Annotated in this window: 22 protein-coding genes and 4 tRNA genes; 10 read left to right on the forward strand and 16 right to left on the reverse strand. The window is 57.8% G+C overall.

Annotated features, from left to right (window positions below; genetic code table 11):
- Window positions 1-217: 217 nt before the first annotated feature.
- The 7 genes from clpX to CKW19_RS20985 form a co-directional block, all read right to left on the reverse strand.
- On the reverse strand, window positions 218-1501 hold the full coding sequence (gene clpX, locus CKW19_RS20955; protein ID WP_007982210.1) for an ATP-dependent Clp protease ATP-binding subunit ClpX: 1284 nt from the start codon (window positions 1499-1501) through the stop codon (window positions 218-220).
- Between the two features lie 112 nt (window positions 1502-1613).
- Window positions 1614-2249: an ATP-dependent Clp endopeptidase proteolytic subunit ClpP gene (gene clpP / locus CKW19_RS20960; RefSeq protein WP_017339698.1), complete on the reverse strand. Its 636-nt coding sequence runs from the start codon at window positions 2247-2249 to the stop codon at window positions 1614-1616.
- A gap of 93 nt (window positions 2250-2342) precedes the next feature.
- Window positions 2343-3653, reverse strand: coding sequence for a trigger factor (tig, locus tag CKW19_RS20965; protein WP_095059652.1), 1311 nt, complete (start codon window positions 3651-3653; stop codon window positions 2343-2345).
- A 386-nt stretch (window positions 3654-4039) separates the two neighbouring features.
- Window positions 4040-4115, reverse strand: a tRNA-His gene (locus CKW19_RS20970).
- Window positions 4116-4191: 76 nt separating this feature from the next.
- A tRNA-Leu gene (locus CKW19_RS20975) sits at window positions 4192-4276 on the reverse strand.
- Between the two features lie 57 nt (window positions 4277-4333).
- Window positions 4334-4409: transfer RNA gene (locus CKW19_RS20980), tRNA-His, on the reverse strand.
- A gap of 32 nt (window positions 4410-4441) precedes the next feature.
- Window positions 4442-4518 (reverse strand) — tRNA-Arg (locus CKW19_RS20985).
- Window positions 4519-4792: 274 nt separating this feature from the next.
- Here CKW19_RS20985 and folD point away from each other — a divergent pair.
- Together folD and pbpG are read left to right on the forward strand one after the other, a co-directional pair.
- Window positions 4793-5647, forward strand: coding sequence for a bifunctional methylenetetrahydrofolate dehydrogenase/methenyltetrahydrofolate cyclohydrolase FolD (folD, locus tag CKW19_RS20990; protein WP_095059653.1), 855 nt, complete (start codon window positions 4793-4795; stop codon window positions 5645-5647).
- A 224-nt stretch (window positions 5648-5871) separates the two neighbouring features.
- Window positions 5872-6810: a D-alanyl-D-alanine endopeptidase gene (gene pbpG / locus CKW19_RS20995; protein ID WP_095059654.1), complete on the forward strand. Its 939-nt coding sequence runs from the start codon at window positions 5872-5874 to the stop codon at window positions 6808-6810.
- 118 nt (window positions 6811-6928) lie between these two features.
- On the opposite strand, the gene CKW19_RS21000 is transcribed toward pbpG, so the two are convergent.
- From CKW19_RS21000 to CKW19_RS21010, 3 genes are all read right to left on the reverse strand, one after another.
- Complete coding sequence (locus CKW19_RS21000) at window positions 6929-7144, reverse strand: hypothetical protein (protein ID WP_095059655.1); 216 nt, start codon at window positions 7142-7144, stop codon at window positions 6929-6931.
- A gap of 11 nt (window positions 7145-7155) precedes the next feature.
- Window positions 7156-7368: a DUF6021 family protein gene (locus CKW19_RS21005; protein ID WP_095059656.1), complete on the reverse strand. Its 213-nt coding sequence runs from the start codon at window positions 7366-7368 to the stop codon at window positions 7156-7158.
- A 94-nt stretch (window positions 7369-7462) separates the two neighbouring features.
- Window positions 7463-8182 (reverse strand): peptidase C39 family protein, encoded by a 720-nt coding sequence (locus tag CKW19_RS21010; RefSeq protein ID WP_095059657.1) that lies wholly within the window; start codon window positions 8180-8182, stop codon window positions 7463-7465.
- 178 nt (window positions 8183-8360) lie between these two features.
- Here CKW19_RS21010 and CKW19_RS28880 point away from each other — a divergent pair, with 178 nt between their 5' ends.
- On the forward strand, window positions 8361-8531 hold the full coding sequence (locus tag CKW19_RS28880; protein ID WP_177408841.1) for a hypothetical protein: 171 nt from the start codon (window positions 8361-8363) through the stop codon (window positions 8529-8531).
- A 79-nt stretch (window positions 8532-8610) separates the two neighbouring features.
- On the opposite strand, the gene CKW19_RS21015 is transcribed toward CKW19_RS28880, so the two are convergent.
- Both CKW19_RS21015 and CKW19_RS21020 read right to left on the reverse strand, forming a co-directional pair.
- Entirely contained in the window at window positions 8611-9357 is a 747-nt protein-coding gene (locus CKW19_RS21015) for a TerC family protein (protein WP_095059658.1), read from the reverse strand.
- A gap of 28 nt (window positions 9358-9385) precedes the next feature.
- Complete coding sequence (locus CKW19_RS21020; RefSeq protein ID WP_095059659.1) at window positions 9386-9628, reverse strand: hypothetical protein; 243 nt, start codon at window positions 9626-9628, stop codon at window positions 9386-9388.
- A gap of 161 nt (window positions 9629-9789) precedes the next feature.
- On the opposite strand from CKW19_RS21020, the gene nhaR reads away from it, so the two are divergent.
- Window positions 9790-10689, forward strand: coding sequence for a transcriptional activator NhaR (nhaR, locus tag CKW19_RS21025; RefSeq protein ID WP_095059660.1), 900 nt, complete (start codon window positions 9790-9792; stop codon window positions 10687-10689).
- Between the two features lie 4 nt (window positions 10690-10693).
- On the opposite strand, the gene CKW19_RS21030 is transcribed toward nhaR, so the two are convergent.
- Window positions 10694-11848 (reverse strand): MFS transporter, encoded by a 1155-nt coding sequence (locus CKW19_RS21030; protein WP_095059661.1) that lies wholly within the window; start codon window positions 11846-11848, stop codon window positions 10694-10696.
- A 308-nt stretch (window positions 11849-12156) separates the two neighbouring features.
- On the opposite strand from CKW19_RS21030, the gene sstT reads away from it, so the two are divergent.
- Entirely contained in the window at window positions 12157-13389 is a 1233-nt protein-coding gene (gene sstT / locus CKW19_RS21035) for a serine/threonine transporter SstT (RefSeq protein WP_095059662.1), read from the forward strand.
- Between the two features lie 185 nt (window positions 13390-13574).
- On the opposite strand, the gene CKW19_RS21040 is transcribed toward sstT, so the two are convergent.
- On the reverse strand, window positions 13575-14084 hold the full coding sequence (locus CKW19_RS21040; protein WP_095059663.1) for a DUF1993 family protein: 510 nt from the start codon (window positions 14082-14084) through the stop codon (window positions 13575-13577).
- 125 nt (window positions 14085-14209) lie between these two features.
- Between CKW19_RS21040 and CKW19_RS21045 the strand changes: the two genes are divergently transcribed.
- Complete coding sequence (locus tag CKW19_RS21045) at window positions 14210-14857, forward strand: YceH family protein (protein WP_095059664.1); 648 nt, start codon at window positions 14210-14212, stop codon at window positions 14855-14857.
- 116 nt (window positions 14858-14973) lie between these two features.
- Here CKW19_RS21045 and CKW19_RS21050 read toward each other — a convergent pair whose 3' ends face one another.
- Window positions 14974-15792, reverse strand: a complete 819-nt coding sequence (locus CKW19_RS21050) for a shikimate 5-dehydrogenase (protein WP_095059665.1) — start codon at window positions 15790-15792, stop codon at window positions 14974-14976.
- A 244-nt stretch (window positions 15793-16036) separates the two neighbouring features.
- Between CKW19_RS21050 and CKW19_RS21055 the strand changes: the two genes are divergently transcribed.
- The 3 genes from CKW19_RS21055 (at window position 16037) to CKW19_RS21065 (ending at window position 17149) form a co-directional block, all read left to right on the forward strand.
- The gene (locus tag CKW19_RS21055; protein WP_095059666.1) at window positions 16037-16402 is read left to right on the forward strand and encodes a hypothetical protein; all 366 of its coding nucleotides are present in this window, start codon (window positions 16037-16039) and stop codon (window positions 16400-16402) included.
- 245 nt (window positions 16403-16647) lie between these two features.
- Window positions 16648-16842 carry a hypothetical protein gene (locus CKW19_RS21060; RefSeq protein WP_095059667.1) on the forward strand — a complete coding sequence of 65 codons (195 nt, stop codon included), beginning with the start codon at window positions 16648-16650 and terminating at the stop codon, window positions 16840-16842.
- Between the two features lie 115 nt (window positions 16843-16957).
- Complete coding sequence (locus tag CKW19_RS21065; protein WP_095059668.1) at window positions 16958-17149, forward strand: hypothetical protein; 192 nt, start codon at window positions 16958-16960, stop codon at window positions 17147-17149.
- On the opposite strand, the gene CKW19_RS21070 is transcribed toward CKW19_RS21065, so the two are convergent.
- On the reverse strand, window positions 17146-18207 hold the full coding sequence (locus CKW19_RS21070; protein WP_095059669.1) for an AI-2E family transporter: 1062 nt from the start codon (window positions 18205-18207) through the stop codon (window positions 17146-17148). The genes CKW19_RS21065 and CKW19_RS21070 overlap by 4 nt on opposite strands.
- A gap of 162 nt (window positions 18208-18369) precedes the next feature.
- On the opposite strand from CKW19_RS21070, the gene yegQ reads away from it, so the two are divergent.
- A complete protein-coding gene (gene yegQ / locus CKW19_RS21075) occupies window positions 18370-19695 on the forward strand; it encodes a tRNA 5-hydroxyuridine modification protein YegQ (RefSeq protein WP_095059670.1) in 1326 nt (441 codons plus the stop codon).
- Window positions 19696-19711: the final 16 nt, after the last annotated feature.

Below are 19711 nucleotides of genomic sequence, written 5' to 3' on the forward strand. Positions count from 1 at the left end.
TAAACAGATGGAAGTAAGCTTGAAACCAAGATGGGGGCTGCTTTGGAAAAAAACAAGCTGATAAAAGTACCAGTTAAAAGAATGCTGCCTGCGGTGGCCCGGGCACGACCGAAAAAGCCGCCTGTCAGGCCGCGATCACAGGCAAAGCCGGCCCCATACGGGGCCCACAATAGCAAAGGGGCCCGAAGGCCCCTTCTTTATTTCAGCTGCGTGACGCTTAAGCGTCTGGCGCGGCCTTGGCAGTCGGCTCACTGTTTTCGTAGATATACAGTGGCTTGGATTTGCCTTCAATTACGCTTTCATCGATCACTACTTTGCTCACCTCGGACTGCGAGGGGATCTCATACATAGTGTCGAGCAATACACCTTCGAGAATCGAGCGCAGGCCACGGGCACCGGTTTTGCGTTCCAGGGCACGTTTGGCGACCGACTTGAGAGCGTCGGAACGGAACTCCAGATCAACGCCTTCCATCTCGAACAGCTTGGCATACTGCTTGGTCAGAGCATTCTTCGGCTCGGTGAGGATCTGCATCAGCGCAGCCTCGTCAAGCTCGTCCAGCGTTGCAAGAACCGGCAGACGACCAACGAATTCAGGGATCAGACCGAACTTGACCAGATCGTCAGGCTCGACTTCACGCAGGGACTCACCAACCTTCTTGCCTTCTTCCTTGCTGCGCACTTCTGCGTTGAAACCGATGCCACCCTTGGTGGAACGGTTTTGAATGACTTTCTCAAGACCAGAGAACGCACCGCCGCAGATGAACAGGATATTACGGGTGTCGACCTGCAGGAATTCCTGCTGCGGATGCTTGCGGCCACCTTGAGGCGGTACGGAAGCGACCGTGCCTTCGATCAACTTGAGCAAGGCCTGCTGCACGCCCTCACCGGAAACGTCCCGGGTGATCGACGGGTTGTCAGACTTGCGGGAAATCTTGTCGATTTCGTCGATGTAGACAATACCCATCTGGGCTTTTTCTACGTCGTAATCGCACTTCTGCAGCAGTTTCTGAATGATGTTCTCGACATCTTCACCCACGTAACCCGCCTCGGTGAGGGTGGTTGCGTCGGCGATGGTGAACGGAACGTTCAGCAAACGGGCCAGTGTTTCGGCAAGCAGGGTCTTACCCGAGCCTGTCGGGCCGATCAGCAAAATGTTGCTTTTGCCGAGTTCGACGTCGTCATTCTTTTTGTCACGCTGGTTCAGGCGCTTGTAGTGGTTGTACACCGCTACGGCCAGAACCTTTTTTGCACGCTCCTGACCAATCACGTACTGATCAAGGATGCCGCTGATTTCTTTAGGCGAAGGCAATTTATGCGCGCTGCTTTCGGCCTGGGCTTCCTGCACCTCCTCACGGATGATGTCGTTGCACAGGTCGACGCACTCGTCGCAGATAAAGACCGAGGGGCCGGCAATCAATTTGCGCACTTCATGCTGGCTTTTGCCACAGAAGGAGCAATAGAGCAGCTTGCCGTTGTCCTCGCCGTTGCGGGTGTCAGTCATTCGTTCGATCCAAATCCGATAGGCTTGCAACACAAGATGAAGGCTATTGCGGGCTTTTTCAAGCCCGCTGGTGATCGGACCCGCCGACCAACCTTATTTTGAGCTGCTTAATTTAAGCGGGGCGCTGGGTGATGACTTCATCGATCAGCCCATACTCACGCGCGGCTTCTGCACTCATGAAGTTATCGCGGTTGGTATCGCGCTCGATTTCTTCAAGCGTACGGCCGCTGTGTTTGGCCATCAGCGTGTTGAGACGCTCACGAATGAAGAGGATTTCCTTGGCATGGATTTCGATATCCGATGCCTGCCCCTGGAAGCCGCCCAGTGGCTGGTGAATCATCACACGCGAGTTAGGCAGGCAGAAACGCTTGCCAGGAGCACCGGCCGTCAGCAGGAACGCGCCCATGCTGCACGCCTGACCGATACAGGTGGTCGACACGTTAGGCTTGATGAACTGCATGGTGTCGTAGATCGACATACCCGCCGTCACCGAACCGCCCGGGGAGTTGATATAGAGATGGATGTCCTTGTCCGGGTTTTCCGCTTCAAGGAACAGCAGCTGCGCACAGATCAGGTTGGCCATGTAGTCCTCTACCGGACCAACCAGAAAGATCACTCGCTCCTTGAGGAGACGCGAGTAGATGTCATAGGCGCGCTCGCCACGAGCGGACTGCTCGACAACCATCGGGACCAGGCCGCCTGCGGCCTGGATATCAGAGTTCTGCTGAATATACGAATTACGGAACATGCTCTGCAGTCACTCCCAAATAGTTATGTCTTGAATACGCATAAGCCAGCTCGAGAGCTGGCTTATGGTGTGTGCTTCTTACCGCAAGAAAGATCAGTCGGCTTGTGGTGCTTCTACCGGCTTGACTGCTTCTTCGTAAGAGACCGACTTGTCGGTCACGCTAGCTTTCTGCAGAACAGTATCCACAACTTGCTCTTCCAGCACAACAGAACGAACTTCGTTCAGCTGCTGGTCGTTCTTGTAGTACCAGGACACAACTTGCTCAGGCTCTTGGTAGGCCGAAGCCATTTCCTGAATCATCTCGCGAACGCGGGCTTCGTCAGGCTTGAGGTCGAATTGCTTGACCACTTCAGCCACGATCAGACCCAGCACTACGCGGCGCTTGGCTTGCTCTTCGAACAGCTCGGCCGGCAGTTGGTCAGGCTTGATGTTGCCGCCGAACTGCTGAACAGCCTGCACGCGCAGACGGTCAACTTCGTTGGACAGCAGAGCCTTTGGCACTTCGATCGGGTTGGTGGCCAGCAGACCGTCCATTACCTGATTCTTGACCTTGGATTTGATCGCCTGACGCAGCTCGCGCTCCATGTTCTTGCGAACTTCGGTGCGGAAGCCTTCCAGGCCGGTTTCCTTGATGCCGAATTGAGCGAAGAATTCTTCGTTCAGCTCAGGCAGCTTAGGCTCGGAAACGGTGTTCACGGTTACGGTGAACTCGGCGGTTTTGCCAGCCAGGTCGAGGTTCTGGTAGTCCTCTGGGAAAGTCAGGTTCAGAACGCGTTCTTCACCAGCTTTAGCGCCAACCAGGCCTTCTTCGAAGCCAGGGATCATGCGGCCGGAACCCAGCACCAGCTGAGTGCCCTTGGCGGAACCACCGGCGAACACTTCACCGTCAACCTTGCCGACGAAATCGATGTTCAGCTGGTCTTCGTTCTGGGCAGCGCGATCGGCCACTTCGAAACGGGTGTTCTGCTTGCGCAGGACGTCCAGCATCTTGTCCAGATCGGCGTCAGTCACTTCGGCGCTCAGGCGCTCGACAGTGATGCCTTCGAAACCGGCAACGGTGAACTCAGGGAACACTTCGAATACGGCTACGTATTCCAGGTCCTTGCCAGCTTCCAGGGATTTTGGCTCGATCGACGGCGAACCAGCCGGGTTCAGCTTCTGCTCAACCACAGCTTCGTAGAAAGAAGACTGGATCACGTCGCCTACAGCTTCCTGACGAGCGTCAGCACCGAAACGGCGCTTGATTTCGCTCATTGGCACTTTGCCTGGACGGAAGCCAGCAATCTTGGCCTTTTGGGCGGTCTGCTGCAGACGCTTGTTGACCTGAGTCTCGATGCGCTCAGCCGGCACGGTGACGCTCATGCGGCGCTCAAGAGCAGTAGTATTTTCAACAGAAACTTGCATGGATATTCCTCGTTGCACAGACGTTAGCCGGCCGTTTCCGACCCCAGAATCAAGGGCATGCATTCTAGTGGGTCAAACTCAAGAAGTCACCCTACTGAAAACGGGTAAAAACGCAGCAGGCAATTTATAGGTGCGAATGCACGAATGCACCTCGCCCCGATGGCAATTACAGCCAATCACGCCAGGGCTCTGCGCCACCCCTTCTATATATAGAAGAGACTGCCAATCATCTCCCTGACAGCCGATCTTGCAAGCAAGGCCGGCGGGCAGCGCGGCATCATCGAGAAACATAAATACGACGAAACGCCCCGCCGCTGCGACTCAGAACCTGCAGCCACTAAAACAAAAAAGGCGCCAGACTGTTAAATCTGGCGCCTTTCGGAATATGGGGTGGACGATGGGGATCGAACCCACGACAACGGGAGTCACAATCCCGTGCTCTACCAACTGAGCTACGCCCACCATATTGCATTACAAAGAATGAACGACTTCCTTGTGAAACCCCATTCATGCCAACCGACATGAGCGAAGCTTTATTTGGTGCGGATGAAGAGACTCGAACTCTTACGCCTCGCGGCGCTGGAACCTAAATCCAGTGTGTCTACCAATTCCACCACATCCGCGGATTGAAGCTTTTAAAGCAAAGGCGCCAGACTGTTAATCTGGCGCCTTTCGAAATATGGGGTGGACGATGGGGATCGAACCCACGACAACGGGAGTCACAATCCCGTGCTCTACCAACTGAGCTACGCCCACCATATCGCGTTACTTGTGCCAAAGCTGCCTAATGGCGCACCCGGCAGGACTCGAACCTGCGACCATCCGCTTAGAAGGCGGATGCTCTATCCAGCTGAGCTACGGGCGCCTTGTTAGCTGTAACCTTGAAGGACTACAAACTAAGTGCTTTTCGGTCTTGCAGAACTGTGATTCCGCTCGACCTTCTCAACCAGTGCTAGGCTGTGCCCGACAAGTGCGACGAATAGTATAGAGCGCCCCGGAGGTCGTCAAATCCTTTTTATAAAAAATTCATTTAATTAAAGGGGTTAGAGGAATTTGCAGACCAAGCGCCTTTGCCCTCACCTCATGACATGCGAGAATGCGTTCTCTTTTTTTCCCCTCTCGATGGTTAATCACGCGCAATGACTGCACAACTTATCGACGGCAAATCGATCGCCGCCAGCCTGCGCCAGCAGATCGCCCTACGCGTCACCGAGCGTCGCCAGCAAGGCCTGCGCACACCGGGCCTCGCGGTGATCCTGGTCGGCAGCGATCCTGCCTCTCAGGTTTATGTCTCGCACAAGCGTAAAGACTGTGAAGAGGTCGGCTTCCTTTCTCAAGCTTATGACCTGCCTTCCGAAACCACTCAAGAAGCGCTGACCGATCTGATCGATCGTTTGAACGACGACCCGGCGATCGACGGCGTTCTCCTTCAGCTTCCACTCCCAGAGCATCTGGACGCCTCCAAATTGCTGGAGCGCATTCGTCCAGACAAGGACGTCGACGGCTTCCATCCTTATAACGTCGGTCGCCTGGCCCAGCGCATTCCACTGCTGCGTCCTTGCACCCCTAAAGGCATCATGACCTTGCTGGAAAGCACCGGTGCCGATTTGTACGGGATGAATGCAGTCGTTGTCGGCGCATCCAACATTGTTGGTCGTCCGATGGCGATGGAGCTGTTGCTGGCCGGTTGCACCGTGACCGTCACCCACCGCTTCACCAAGGATCTGGCCGGCCACGTGGGTCGCGCCGATCTGGTCGTGGTCGCGGCCGGCAAACCGGGCCTGGTCAAGGGTGAGTGGATCAAGGAAGGCGCGATCGTGATCGACGTCGGCATCAACCGTCAGGAAGACGGCAAGCTGGTGGGCGATGTGATCTACGAAACCGCCCTGCCCCGCGCAGGCTGGATCACGCCGGTGCCGGGCGGCGTTGGCCCGATGACCCGCGCCTGCCTGCTGGAAAACACGCTGTACGCAGCTGAAACACTGCACAGCTGAGTTGCAGATTGGCATGAAGAGAACCCCGCCCATCGCGGGGTTTTTTTTGCCTGAAAAAAAAGATCGACCATCCGCCGGAAAATGACGTTTTTTTCATGTTTCCAAGGACTTTCACCTGTTAGTTGAACAACCATCGACAGTTATTCAGCCATACTCCAGAATGTCGCGCTTTTGAGAAATAGCCCGTTACAAACGGCTTATCAACACCTTATGAGTCTGCCAGCGTGAAAATCCGCCTCTCTATCCTGAGCCTATTGTTTGCCGTTACAGGGATTCTCATCACGCCAATCGCCAGCGCTGGCGAAACGACCGCGGCGCCGCGGGACAACACACGACTCAAGCTCGCGTCCGGCAGCACTTTGCTGGTGGATTTACAGACCAACAAAGTCATCTATGCCAATAACCCGGACGTGGTGGTACCCATCGCTTCCGTCAGCAAGTTGATGACCGGTCTGGTGGTGGTCGAAGCCCGCCAAAATATGGACGAGTACATCAACATCAACATCAGTGACACCCCGGAAATGAAGGGCGTGTTTTCCCGGGTCAAGCTCAACAGCGAGATGCCACGCCGGGAAATGTTGCTGATTGCGCTGATGTCTTCGGAGAACCGTGCCGCCGCGAGCCTGGCCCACCACTATCCGGGCGGCTACGTAGCGTTTATTGCCGCCATGAACGCCAAGGCAAGGGCACTGGGCATGACCAGCACGCACTTTGTCGAACCGACCGGCCTGTCACCGCGCAACGTGTCCACCGCGCGCGACCTGAGCAAGCTATTGGTCGCCGCGCACAAGCACCCCTTGCTGACAGAGCTGAGCACCACCAAACAAAAAACCGTGTCGTTCCGCAAACCCAATTACAGCCTGGGTTTTCGCAACACCGATCACCTGGTCAACAAGCCGAACTGGAACATCGAACTGACCAAGACCGGTTTTACCAACGCTGCTGGTCACTGCCTGGTGCTGGTGACCCATATGGCTAACCGCCCGGTTGCGCTGGTCATTCTTGACGCATACGGCAAGTACACCCACTTCGCCGATGCCACGCGCATTCGCAAATGGGTCGAAACCGGCAACAGCGCGACGGTGCCGTCCGTAGCGTTGCAGTACAAATCGGACAAAAACCTCAAGCAACGCCAGAGCGGCGTGGTTGAAGCCTCGAAGTAACAACGCGACACGAACCTGTGGTGAGGGAGCCTGCTCCCGCTGGGCTGCGAAGCGGCCCCATGGGACAGCTACGCTGTCCAGCAGAAGCAGGCTCCCTCGCCACAGTTTTTTCTAGCGATTAATCATTAGGCAGCGGCATCTGGTCATCATCCGGAATGCCGTCGCCAGTGCTCGGATCTCGCCATCCCTTTGGATGCTCAGTCGGCACCACCGTTGGCCGCACCAGCGGATCGCGTAACGGGCTGTTCGGGTCCATCACCGGGTCAGGGTCTTGCTCGGGAGTGGTAGGAACCGTTTCCGGACGCTTGTCATCGAAACTCGAATCGGTAGACATACACACCTCCATCAAGTCCGTGGTTTCAGATCGCCAAGGGGATCGTAGGGCTTCGCCGGAACCTTGGAGTTGTCGCCCGGTTTTATATCCCGCGGCGCTTTGGCCGGACCTGTGGGATCGACTTGAGGATCAGCCAGATCCGGAGAGTCGGGGTCGAAACCAAGTTCATCCCCGGAAGACTGTTCAGACGAGTGTGGGCCCTCGGGCGTAGTGGAATGAGCCATGGGCGCCTCCTGATCGTATGGCCCGAAACAATTCGGGCCTGTACAGATCAGAGGTTGTTAACGGGCGCAGGTGCCCGGCAGGTGACGAACGGAGTTACTGTCCGGCCAAGGCTTGTTTAGCTTTGGCGGCTGCCTGTTCCTGACCGGCCTGGGCCAGGTCGTTCGCGGCCTTGAGCCAGCGCTGTTGATCGACCTGGGCCGGGATTTGCGTCGGGCTCTGGATCAAGACCGCCCAACCGCCAGCGTCCTTGAACGCTGATTCGAACGAGCTGAAGCTCATCCGCGTGTTTCGATTCATGCCGGCCCGCAGCAGGACGGTCTGTTTCTGGCGATTGTATCCGGAAAGAATCGCGTAACGAGGCTCGGTCCACATCACAGAGCCTTCCGTGAAGCGCACCATCACCGGATAACCGGCCGCCACCTGGGTCAACAAGGCGGGCAGATTACTGTCGAGTGGATAAACAACCATTCCATATTCACGGGCAAGGTTTTGCATGTTCTGTTGCAGCTGCGCTTCTGCGCCCGGCAAATGCAAAGGCTTATCGAGCAGGCCCGGCGTGATCACGATCCCCTGCTGGGACAACATGCTCGCCAGCACTTGCGGCCCACTCTGGTTCGCGACGCCTTTGTAGAAACGACCACTGAGCTCGACACGCTCCGGCAGGCGTTTGACCTGCGGATCAACGCTCCCCGCACAACCCGCCAGGCTGGCCACGATCAGCGCCACCGATAGCGTTCGAGAAATCACTCGCACCATCATCACTCTCTTATTCAGTTGCCAGGCAATCCCATTCCCGGCTTGGCCGACGATCATAGGGGGCGGCGCGGCGTCGGTATAGCCTTAAACGGTAGTTGAGTGTATTGGATAGAGCGAACTGGTTGGTGGTAGCCGACCTTTGGTCAATAGCCTGAAATACAGCAACGGCTAGACTGTGTTCTAAAGAGCAGAAGCACAGCGAGTGCGCCCGCAGCAGGGCAAAGAGGAGGCACAGATGAGCCTGGCAATGACCATCGTGATGTTGATTTCCGGTTGGCTGGCCGTCGCCGCCGCCATGTTATGGGGGGTTCTGCGAGTTACCCGCCGCCACCATCACCACCCTGTTCAGCCAGCGCCGCTGGCGAAAAACGAAGAATCGCCGGTTTCACACGCCAGCGCACACTGACGATTTTTTAACGGGACACAAACAAAAACGGCCGCCTGTACTCCCTTGGAGTCCAGGCGGCCGTTTCATTTAGCGAGGATCAGGCTTCAGCAGCCAAGCGCTGATGCCGGTTGCGACGCAGTATGTTCAGCACCTCGACTGTCGCCGAGAATGCCATCGCCGCATAGACGTAACCTTTCGGTACGTGGGCCCCGAAGCCTTCGGCGATCAGCGTCATACCGATCATGATCAGGAAGCCCAGGGCCAACATCACCACGGTCGGGTTGTCGTTGATGAACTTGGCCAGCGGATCAGCCGCGAACAACATCACCAGCACCGACACCACCACTGCGATGACCATGATCGGCAAATGCTCGGTCATGCCGACAGCGGTAATAATGCTGTCGATGGAGAACACCATGTCCAGCATCAGGATCTGACCGATCGCCGCAGCAAAACCCAGGGTCACGGTCGATGTCGCCGACTTCGGATCTTCTGGCGCCGGGTCCATGCTGTGATGGATCTCGGAGGTTGCCTTCCACAACAGGAACAGGCCACCGGCAATCAGGATCATGTCCTTCCAGGAGAGCGCATGGCCGAGTATCTCGATCACCGGCGCGGTCAACTGGACGATGAAGGCGATGGTGCTCAGCAAGCCCAGGCGCAGGATCAATGCCATGCCGATACCGATACGGCGTGCCTTCTGCCGATTTTTCAGGGGCAGTTTGTTGGTCAGGATCGAGATGAAGATCAGGTTATCGATGCCAAGCACGATTTCCATCACGATCAGCGTCGACAAAGCGACCCAGGCAGCGGGGCTGGCGGCAAGTTGTAAAAGGTATTCCATGGGTCAGTCCTGACTCGTTGTAAGACGTTTAGATTTCCTGGGAAGAAGATTCGGTTTTTTCCGCATCTTTTTCCGTTGATTCTTTCTTGCTGATCAAACTGCCCGTGGCATCGCTGAGCGCTTGCTCGGCGGCTTTGTGGGTATCGTCAATCGCCTGTTTGGCGCTTTCGGCAGCCTTGCCCATCAATTGTTGAGCGCTTTTCTCGGCCTGGTCGCAACCGGCCAGTACCAGTAAAGACGTAATCAGCAGTGCCGTGGCTTTAACCTTCATGATGTTTTCCTCGATAGAACAAACGAGGCCGAAACGATGGCCCGTTAATAGCGATGCATTCTAGGGGGACAAACACTTCAGGAAAATTCGTATTTTTAGCGGCTATACTTCGGTTTTTACGAATCCAGCGAGCAATCGCTGTATGTAGGGGGAACTCAGCCATGCTCAACTATCGGCAACTGCATTACTTCTGGGTGGTGGCCAAAACCGGCAGCATCGTGCGCGCCTGTGAACAGCTGAACCTCACGCCGCAAACGATCAGCGGGCAGATTTCACTGCTGGAACAGACCTATGGCATCGAGTTGTTTCGCCGGGTTGGTCGGCAACTGGAACTCACCGAGGCCGGTCGGCAGACCCTGCCCTACGCCGAACAAATGTTTCAGCTGGGGGGCGAACTGGAGTTGATGTTGCGCGCCCAACCCAATGAACAGCAAATCCTGTTTCGCGTTGGCGTCGCCGACGTTGTCCCCAAATCCATCGTTTATCGCCTGATCGCACCGACCATGGAACTGAGCGAGCCGCTGCGTATCACCTGCCGCGAAGACAAACTGGAGCGCCTGCTCGCCGACCTGGCGATCCAGCGCCTGGACCTGGTGATTTCCGACAGCCCGATGCCGTCGCACCTGGACATCAAGGGTTATAGCCAGAAGCTGGGGGAATGCGGGATCAGCTTTTTCGCCACTCCGGAACTCGCCGCCCGTTACGGCGAAGATTTCCCGCGTAACCTGCACGGTGCGCCGTTGTTGATCCCCGGTCCGGAAACCGTGGTGCGCAGCCGTTTGCAGCGTTGGTTCGCCGAGCAGCAGATCCAGCCGCAGATTGTCGGTGAGTTCGACGACAGCGCCTTGATGCAGGCCTTCGGCCAATCCGGCAGCGGGATTTTCATTGGCCCGAGCGTGATTGCCGATGAAGTGAAACGCCAATGCGGCGTGGCGGTGATTGGCCAGACCGACGCGGTGACGGAGTCGTTCTACGCCATTTCGGTCGAACGCAAGGTCAAGCACCCCGGCATCGTCGCCATTACCGAAGGTGCCCGACGCCAGTTGTTTACCGAGTTGTGACGTTTCAGGCACAGACTTCGCGAGCTTTGAACGACATCAGCGCAATTGCCAGCAGGATCGAGGCGAGGATAAAACCGGCCGCCGCGAAGCCAAGACCTTGCAGGCCAACGCTGTCGATCACCCGCCCGCCGATCATGGCGCCCAGGCCGATGCCGAAGTTGGCCCCGGCAATGTTCAAGGACGCGGCGAATGCCGGCGCTTCCGGCGCGACTTTCATCAAGCGCACATGGCTGACCAAGAACAGCGCGGCCTGAGTCACGCCCCAGATGCCCATGGCCGCCGCCAGCCCGACGGGCGAATGAATGTTCGGCACCAGCGCCACCAGGCCGGCGATCATGAACGCGCAGAACATCATCGATGCCACCAGCGGGTGACGATCCACCGCGCGACCGCCCAACGAGTTGCCGATCAGCCCGACCGCACCGAAGCCCATCAGGCACCAGCCAACCACCGTGCCATTGAAACCGGCGAGCCGCTCAAGAATATCCGCCAGATAGGTGTACGCGGTGAACATGCCGCTGAACACCACGACCGATAGCAAGATGTGCCCGAGTATCAGCGGGCTGCGCAGGATGCTGAATTGCGAGCGAAAGCTCGCCTGATGCTGGTGCAAGTTGGTTTTCGGCAAATAGATAAACAGCAGCAACGCCTTGGCGAAAGCGATGACCGCCAGAATGCCGAACGCACTGCGCCAGCCGAATGCATCCGAAATCAGCGTGCCCACCGGAATGCCGAACACCGTGGCGCAGACGATGCCGAAGCCGATCTTGGCAACGGCGCGCCCGGCATAGTCCGGCCCAACGATGTCCACCGCCGTCTCGCTGGCCAAGGCCCAGAACACTGGCAGCCCCAGCGCCGGGACCAATCGGGCAAACGCCATCACCCAGATATTCGGTGCCAGCGCCGCGACCGCGTTGGCCATACCGAACAGGATCAACACCGAAATGAACAGCTTGCGCCGCTCGAAGCGGGAGAAATACGCGGTAAGGAACGGCCCGAATGCGGCGACGGTGAAGGCGAACAGGGTCACCAGTAAACCCGCTTGCGGGATGCTGACGTCCAGATCCCGGGCAATCGCCGGCAACAGGCCAACGATGATGAATTCCGTGGTCAGCACCGTAAAACCGGCGGCGGACAACAGAAGAATCGGCAACAGCATGCAGAACTCCAGAAAAAACGACGACACCAGCGATAGCCCGAAGGCCCACTGGCAGAGATGAAAATGAGGATGGCGAATCTTAACAGAGTGCTTCCACAGGCGGTTGCACGAACCTGCATTTCGCGTTGATTGCCATGGTGGCAGTTCGTCACAGGTCTGAAAGATCCTGCCTACGCTGTGATAAAGTCCGCGCCCTGAAAAACGTACACCCAGTGTTTCCTTTTCGGTTTCCCGCCTGCGGCCTGCCCCGTTTGTTGCTGCAACCACGGTGAAACCACGCACTTATAAAAATTCAGAGATGCCGTTTTATGACTGCTTCATCCCCTTCTCTACTGCTCCGCCTGAAACGCCTGAGCCTGGTCACGCAAATCGTGATCGGCCTTATCGCCGGTATTGTCCTGGCCTTGATTGCGCCTGAAGCGGCGAAGTCGACTGCGTTTATCGGCAAAGTGTTTGTCTGCGCGCTGAAAGCGGTCGCGCCGATTCTGGTGTTTGTGCTGGTCATGGCCTCCATCGCCAACCACAAGCACGGCCAGGAAACTCATATCCGGCCGATTCTGTTCCTTTATCTGCTGGGCACTTTCGCCGCCGCGGTGGTCGCGGTGGTGGCCAGTATGATGTTTCCGTCGAGCCTGGTGCTGTCGACTCAGGACGTCGCGGTGACGGCACCGGGTGGTATCGGTGAAGTGCTGCAAAGTCTGCTGCTGAGCGTGGTCGATAACCCCGTCAGTGCGCTGATGAATGCCAACTTCATCGGCATTCTCGCCTGGGCCATCGGCATGGGCATCGCCATTCGCCACGCGGGCAACACCACTCGCGAAGTGCTGGGCGACCTGTCCAATGGCGTGACCGTGATCGTGCGCCTGGTCATCAGCTTTGCCCCGCTGGGTATTTTCGGTCTGGTGGCCTCGACCCTGGCCACCTCCGGTTTCGGCGCGTTGATCGGTTACGCTCACCTGCTGGCCGTGCTGCTGGGCTGCATGCTGTTCGTGGCACTGGTGATGAACCCGCTGATCGTGTTCTGGAAACTGCGTCGCAACCCGTACCCGCTGGTGCTGACCTGCCTGCGCGAGAGCGGCATCACCGCGTTCTTTACCCGCAGTTCGGCGGCGAACATTCCGGTCAACCTGGAATTGAGCAAGCGTCTGGGCCTGCACGAAGACACTTACTCGGTGTCGATCCCATTGGGCGCGACCATCAACATGGCTGGCGCCGCGATCACCATCACCGTGCTGACCCTCGCCGCCGTGCACACGCTGGGGATCGCCGTGGACATTCCAACGGCCATTCTGCTCAGCGTCGTTGCCGCAATCTGCGCCTGTGGCGCCTCGGGTGTGGCAGGCGGTTCGCTGCTGCTGATTCCGCTGGCGTGCAGCCTGTTCGGCATCCCGAGCGAAATCGCCATGCAGGTGGTGGCGGTCGGTTTCATCATTGGTGTGTTGCAGGACTCGGCGGAAACCGCGCTGAACTCGTCCACCGATGTGTTGTTCACCGCGGCGGCTTGCCTGGGTGAAGAGCAGAAAGCCGAACGTCTGGCCTGACACAAATCCTGTAGGAGCCCGGTTTGCCGGCGATGGCGCACTTAAGACCGCCATCGCCGGCAAGCCTGGCTCCTACAAAGGAACGGCTTGAGGCTGCCATCTCCAATGAGCCGGGCGTCCACAGAAAGCACAAAAAAAGCCCGCCAAGGCGCAAACCTTGGCGGGCTTTTTTGTAGCTGGGCGGTTTAGAACGCGCCCATGTAATCGCGCTTGCCCACTTCCACGCCGTTGTGGCGCAGCAGTGCGTAAGTGGTGGTGACGTGGAAGAAGAACTGCGGCAGGCCGTAGGTCAGCAGGTAAGCCTGACCGGAGAAGCGCTTCTCTTTAGGCGTGCCTGGACGGGTGACGATCTCGATGCCTTCCTTGCCATTGATCTGCTCTGGCTTGATCTCGCCGATGAAGGCAAGGACCTTGGCGATCAACGCTTGCAGCTCGGCGAAGGTGGTTTCGGTGTCGTCGTACTTCGGCAGTTCGATTTCGGCCAGACGCGCGGATACGCCTTTGCTGAAGTCAACGGCGATCTGCACCTGACGTACCAGCGGGAACATGTCCGGGAACAGGCGCGCTTGCAGGAAGGCGTTCGGGTCGATGTTCTTGGCGGTGGCGTGGGCTTCGGCTTTCTTCAGCACATCGCTCAGGGCGTTGAGCATTTGCTGGAAAACAGGCACCGAAGCGTCGTACAGGGAAATGGTCATGGCAGGTCTCGTGTGGTGACGGGAGGAAACGTGGGCCGATTATAGCCATCCCGGACCGGCCTGCGGCTTGTCTTTTATCCTGCAAGGATTAGGCTAGGCTGCTTCGACGGCATAGGGAAAGCGCGATGAGCACTGATCAAGAGCAAACCTTCGACGAGCCACGGCTCAGCAGCACGGAAATCCGCATTCTGGGTTCGTTGATCGAAAAACAGGCCACCAGCCCGGAAACCTATCCGCTGACGCTCAACGCCCTGGTAACCGCCTGCAACCAGAAGACCAGCCGCGAGCCGGTGATGAACCTCACCCCCGGCCAGGTCGGGCAGAGCCTGCGCGCCCTTGAGGGACGTGGTTTCGCCAAGCTGGTGATGGGCAGCCGCGCCGACCGCTGGGAGCACAAGGTGGACAAGGCGCTGGAGCTGGTGCCGGCGCAGGTGATTCTGACGGGTTTGATGTTCCTGCGCGGCCCGCAGACGGTCAACGAACTGCTGACCCGCAGTGGTCGCATGCATGAGTTTGAAGACACCGAACAAGTGGTGCATCAGCTAGAGCGTTTGATTGCGCGAGGTCTGGCGGTATTGATCCCGCGCCAGGCTGGCCAGCGTGAAGATCGTTATACCCACGCATTGGGTGATCCGGCAGATATCGAAGCGATTCTCTCGGCCCGACAGAACCCGTCGGAGCGCAGTTCGGGCAGCGGCGTTTCAATTGAACGGATCGAAGAGCTGGAAGCACGGATTGCGGCGCTGGAAGAGCGGTTGGAGCGACTGGAATAGAGTGAGCTTTCAGTCACTTTAATGCTGGATGCACCGCCGCCATCTCGAGCAGGCTTGCGGTGCACACCTGTAGGAGCAAACTTGCTCGCGATGGCGTCCGTACAGTCAATACCGGTTCAACTCCGGGCAAATTCCACCGCTTTGCGAAACTGCCCCTCAGTCGGCCGCACGCCGGTGTACAACACAAACTGCTCCAGCGCCTGGATGGCGATGACTTCGAGCCCGGTGATCACCCGTTTGCCTTCGGCACGACCGCGCACGATCAGCGGTGTCTCCGAGGGAATAGCCACCACGTCGAAAACCGTTTCAGCCTGCGTGATGGCATCCGGCTCAAACGCCAGTTGATCAGCCTCAGGGCCACCGGTCATGCCGATCGGTGTGACATTGATCAGCATCTGCGGGCGCCGCTCTCCCAGCTCCGCTTGCCATTCATATCCCAACGATTGCGCCAATGCCTGCCCTGCGCGCTCGTTGCGGGCCACGATCAGACCATGGGTGTAGCCGCCGTCACGCAGGGCACTGGCCACCGCTTTGGCCATGCCGCCGCTGCCACGCAGGACGAAGGTCGAGTCCTTGGGCACTTCGTGGGTCTGGAGCAATTGAGCGATGGCGATGTAGTCGGTGTTGTAGGCCTTGAGATGACCGTCGGTGTTGACGATTGTGTTGATCGATTGAATGGCGGCCGCCGATGCATCCAGCTCATCGACCAGGGCAATGCAATCTTCCTTGAAAGGCATCGACACGCCGCACCCACGGATCCGTAGCGCTCGAATGCCAGCGACTGCACCCGGCAGGTCCTGGCTGGCAAAGGCCTTGTAGTAAAAATTCAGGCCCAGTTGCTCATACAGATGATTGTGAAATCTCAAGCCAAAGTTCCCAGGCCGCCCTGAAAGCGACATGCACAACTGGGTGTCTTTGTTGGGGTTCATCTGCATGGAAATCTCCTTCAAACGCACTTTCGGATGGACGGGATTAGCCAGCCCATCGGTTCTGATCGATCATGTTTATGCAGCTGTTTGCGGCCTCTCTCGACCGTCTGCAAACCGGTACAGACCTTACACAATATTTACCCAACGGCTGTGCTGATTTGCAAAAAAAAGCTGTCTTAGAGGTATCCCCACGACAATCCTTATGTCTATCGCAGACACAAGCGCCGGGGCGAAGTAACGAGGAACTATCATGATCCGTAAAATCCCCACAGTTGCCTTGCTGATCGGCGCACTCGCGATCGCAGGTCAGGCGCAAGCCCATGGTGGTGGTAATGACGCAGCGGTATACGGAGCAATTGTCGGTACTGCCATCGTCGGTTCAGCCCTCATCAACGCGAATCGACCGGTGTATGTCGCGCCGCAACCGGTCTACGCCCAACCCGCGCCGGTTTATTACGCACCGCCGCCTCCGGTTTACTACCAGCCGGCCCCGGTCTACGTGCAACAACCCATCTATTACCGACCGGCCCCGGTTTACTACGGCCCACCTCGTGGTTATTACGGCCCGCCACGCGGCTACTACTATGGCCCGCATCGCGGATACGGCCGCTGGTAACAGGTACATCAGAAAATGCTGACCGCTTGATTGCAACGTTGAACCTGTGGCGAGGGAGCAAGCTCCCTCGCCACAAGGTCTGGATAAATCTCGTCGAGGTCGCTCTCAGGAATGCGCGGTAGACGCAAATTGGCAAGACTGATTCGTCACTGTTTCTGCCGTGCGGTAGCAAGCGGTCATATTTCTGTCATGTCAGGTCCGCAAGCTCGGGCTTGTCTGTCAAAACCAACAACAAGGACGACGCCATGCCCACGCAAAACCCGCACCGCATTGTCGGTCTGTGCACCTCCAGCAAGGTGTACAACGTACTGACCGAGCTCAAGCACCTGGAAGGTCACCGAAACGCCAAGTTTCTCTCGCTGCTGACCCAGAGCCTGGTGCGTAAAGGTCTGCTCAATGAGCAGGAAGTGGTCCATTTGCTCGATCAGGTGGTCGACTGAGCGACAGCCGGTCGTTTGCCCACCGTCGCATCAATGTCCACTATCAAACGCGTTGATTTTTCGTTGCCGCCCCGCGAACGTAAGGTACCTCCACAGATTGATGGAGGTTCTCAGCATGTCTCAGGTTCAAATCATGTCCGTTATCGGCAGCGCCGTTCCCGCCTCGCTCAGAGCATCGGGCCTGCTCGCCTGCTGGTACCTGATGCAGGACGGCGAACCCATCAGCGGCCCGCTCACTTCGCTGCCCGACGCCCAGGTGCTGTCGCAACGGGTCGGCACCGGCCAGCCCGGAAAAATCAGCGCCTAAGGCAGCTGAACCCGCGGTTTGGTTTCGATGAAAATGGCCCAGCTCGACATGAACAGGGCCGCAATCAACGGGCCGATGACGAAACCGTTCAAACCAAAAATCGCCAGGCCGCCGATGGTTGAGATCAGGATCAGGTAGTCCGGCATCTTGGTGTCCTTGCCCACGAGGATCGGGCGCAACACGTTATCCACCAGGCCGATCACAAACACGCCGAACAATACCAGCGTCACCCCTTGCCAGATCGCACCGGTGAGCAGGAAAAACGCGGCGACCGGCGCCCAGATAATCCCCGCCCCCACCGCTGGCAACAGCGACAGAAACGCCATCAACACCGCCCAGATCAATGCGCTGGGAATGTCCAGAAACCAGAAAATCAAACCGCCCAATGCACCCTGCGTGATCGCCACCACCAGGTTGCCCTTCACTGTGGCCCGCACCACGCGATTGAGCTTGAGTTGCAACCGGCGCTTTTGGTTTTCCTCAAGCGGCACGGCCATGCGCACTTTGCGTGCGAGCTCCGCACCATCGCGCAGGAAGAAAAACAGCATGTACAGCATGATAAAAAAACTGAGGATGAATTCGAATGTCCCCTGACCAAAACTGAAGGCCTGGGTGGCGACGAACTCATTACCGGACATGGCGCTCTTGATGATTTTTTCGCGCAACCCGTTCAGCTCGCCCATGTCGAAGCGGTCGAGCAAATTCTGGAAATAAGGCGGCAGGCTGTGCTTGAACTGCAACACATACCCGGCGATGTCCAGCTCGCCGCTTTCAATGCGCTTGTAAAGCTCGGTACCCTCCTGGACCAGGAAAATACCGAGGATAATCACGGGCAGGATCGCAATCAGCAAACAGATGCTCAATGTGAGCAGCGTCGTGAGATTGCGCTGCCAGCCGAATTTCAATTGCAGTTGGTGCTGCAAGGGCGCAAAGAGGATCCCGAGGATCACCGCCCAGAACACCGCGCCGTAAAACGGCAGCAGTATCCAGATGAACGCGATGCTCACCAGAAACAGCAAGATGGCCAACGATTTGTCTCTGAGCGATTCTTCGTTCATGTCCGATCCATGCCAGTGCGCCGGACGTAAAAGGTACGTCCTGATGCTTAGGCCACCGCAGCGCGCACGAGTGCCCTCCGTTGGTGAAGAAAGCATAGATCCAGATCAATAAACCCCAGGCCCAAGACGTTTACCCTGCGCGGCTTTTGCGATCGACTCACCATGAACCTCATTGCTCCGGAACTGCTTGCCCCCGCCGGCACCCTGAAAAACATGCGTTACGCCTTCGCCTACGGCGCCGATGCGGTGTACGCCGGCCAGCCGCGCTACAGCCTGCGGGTGCGCAACAACGAATTCGATCACGCCAACCTGGCCCTCGGCATTCACGAGGCCCAGGCCCAGGGCAAGCGTTTCTACGTCGTGGTGAACATCGCGCCGCACAACGCCAAACTCAAAACGTTCCTCAAGGACCTGGCCCCCATCATTGCCATGGCGCCGGACGCGTTGATCATGTCCGACCCCGGCCTGATCATGCTGGTGCGCCGGCACTACCCGCAGATGCCGATTCATCTGTCGGTTCAAGCCAACACGGTGAACTGGGCCAGTGTCGAGTTCTGGCAGTTACAGGGTTTGAGCCGGATCATCCTGTCGCGGGAGCTCTCCCTGGAGGAGATCGCCGAGATTCGCCAGCAAGTCCCGGCCATGGAGCTGGAAGTGTTCGTCCACGGCGCATTGTGCATGGCCTATTCGGGTCGTTGCCTGTTGTCGGGCTACATGAACAAGCGCGATGCCAACCAGGGCAGTTGCACCAATGCCTGTCGCTGGAAATATGCGGCGCAACCGGCCATGGAAAACCTGGTCGGGGACATCGTTCAACACTTCGAACCGGAACCGACACTGGGCATCGGCGCTCCCACCGAGCAGCTGTTCCTGCTGCAGGAGGCCAATCGCCCCGACGAGCTGATGCCGGCGTTCGAAGACGAGCACGGCACGTACATCATGAACGCCAAGGACCTGCGCGCTGTACAGCATGTCGAGCGTTTGACGCAGATGGGCGTGCATTCGCTGAAAATCGAAGGCCGGACCAAATCGCATTTTTATTGCGCGCGAACCACGCAGGTGTATCGCCGGGCAATCGACGACGCGGTGGCCGGTCTCGAGTTCGACCGCAGCCTGATGACTGATCTGGAATCGCTCGCCCAACGCGGCTACACCGAAGGCTTTCTGCGCCGCCATGTGCATGACGAATACCAGAACTACCAGAACGGCAGCTCGGTGTCGGAGCGGCAGCAATTTGTCGGCGAACTGACCGGCGAGCGGCGCGAGCGGTTGGCGGAGGTGAAGGTGAAGAACCGCTTCGCCCTGGGCGATCACATGGAACTGATGACACCCAAAGGCAATTTCCACTTCGATCTGCATCAATTGCAGAACAGCAAAGGCGAGCCCATCGAAGTGGCGCCGGGTGATGGGCACACGGTTTACCTGCCGATACCGGATGCGGTGGATCTGAGCTTCGGCTTGTTGATGCGCGATATCCACGCAACATAATTCCCCTGGAGCTGGC

The sequence above is a fragment of the Pseudomonas sp. Irchel s3f7 genome (assembly GCF_900187615.1).
Lineage (GTDB): Bacteria > Pseudomonadota > Gammaproteobacteria > Pseudomonadales > Pseudomonadaceae > Aquipseudomonas.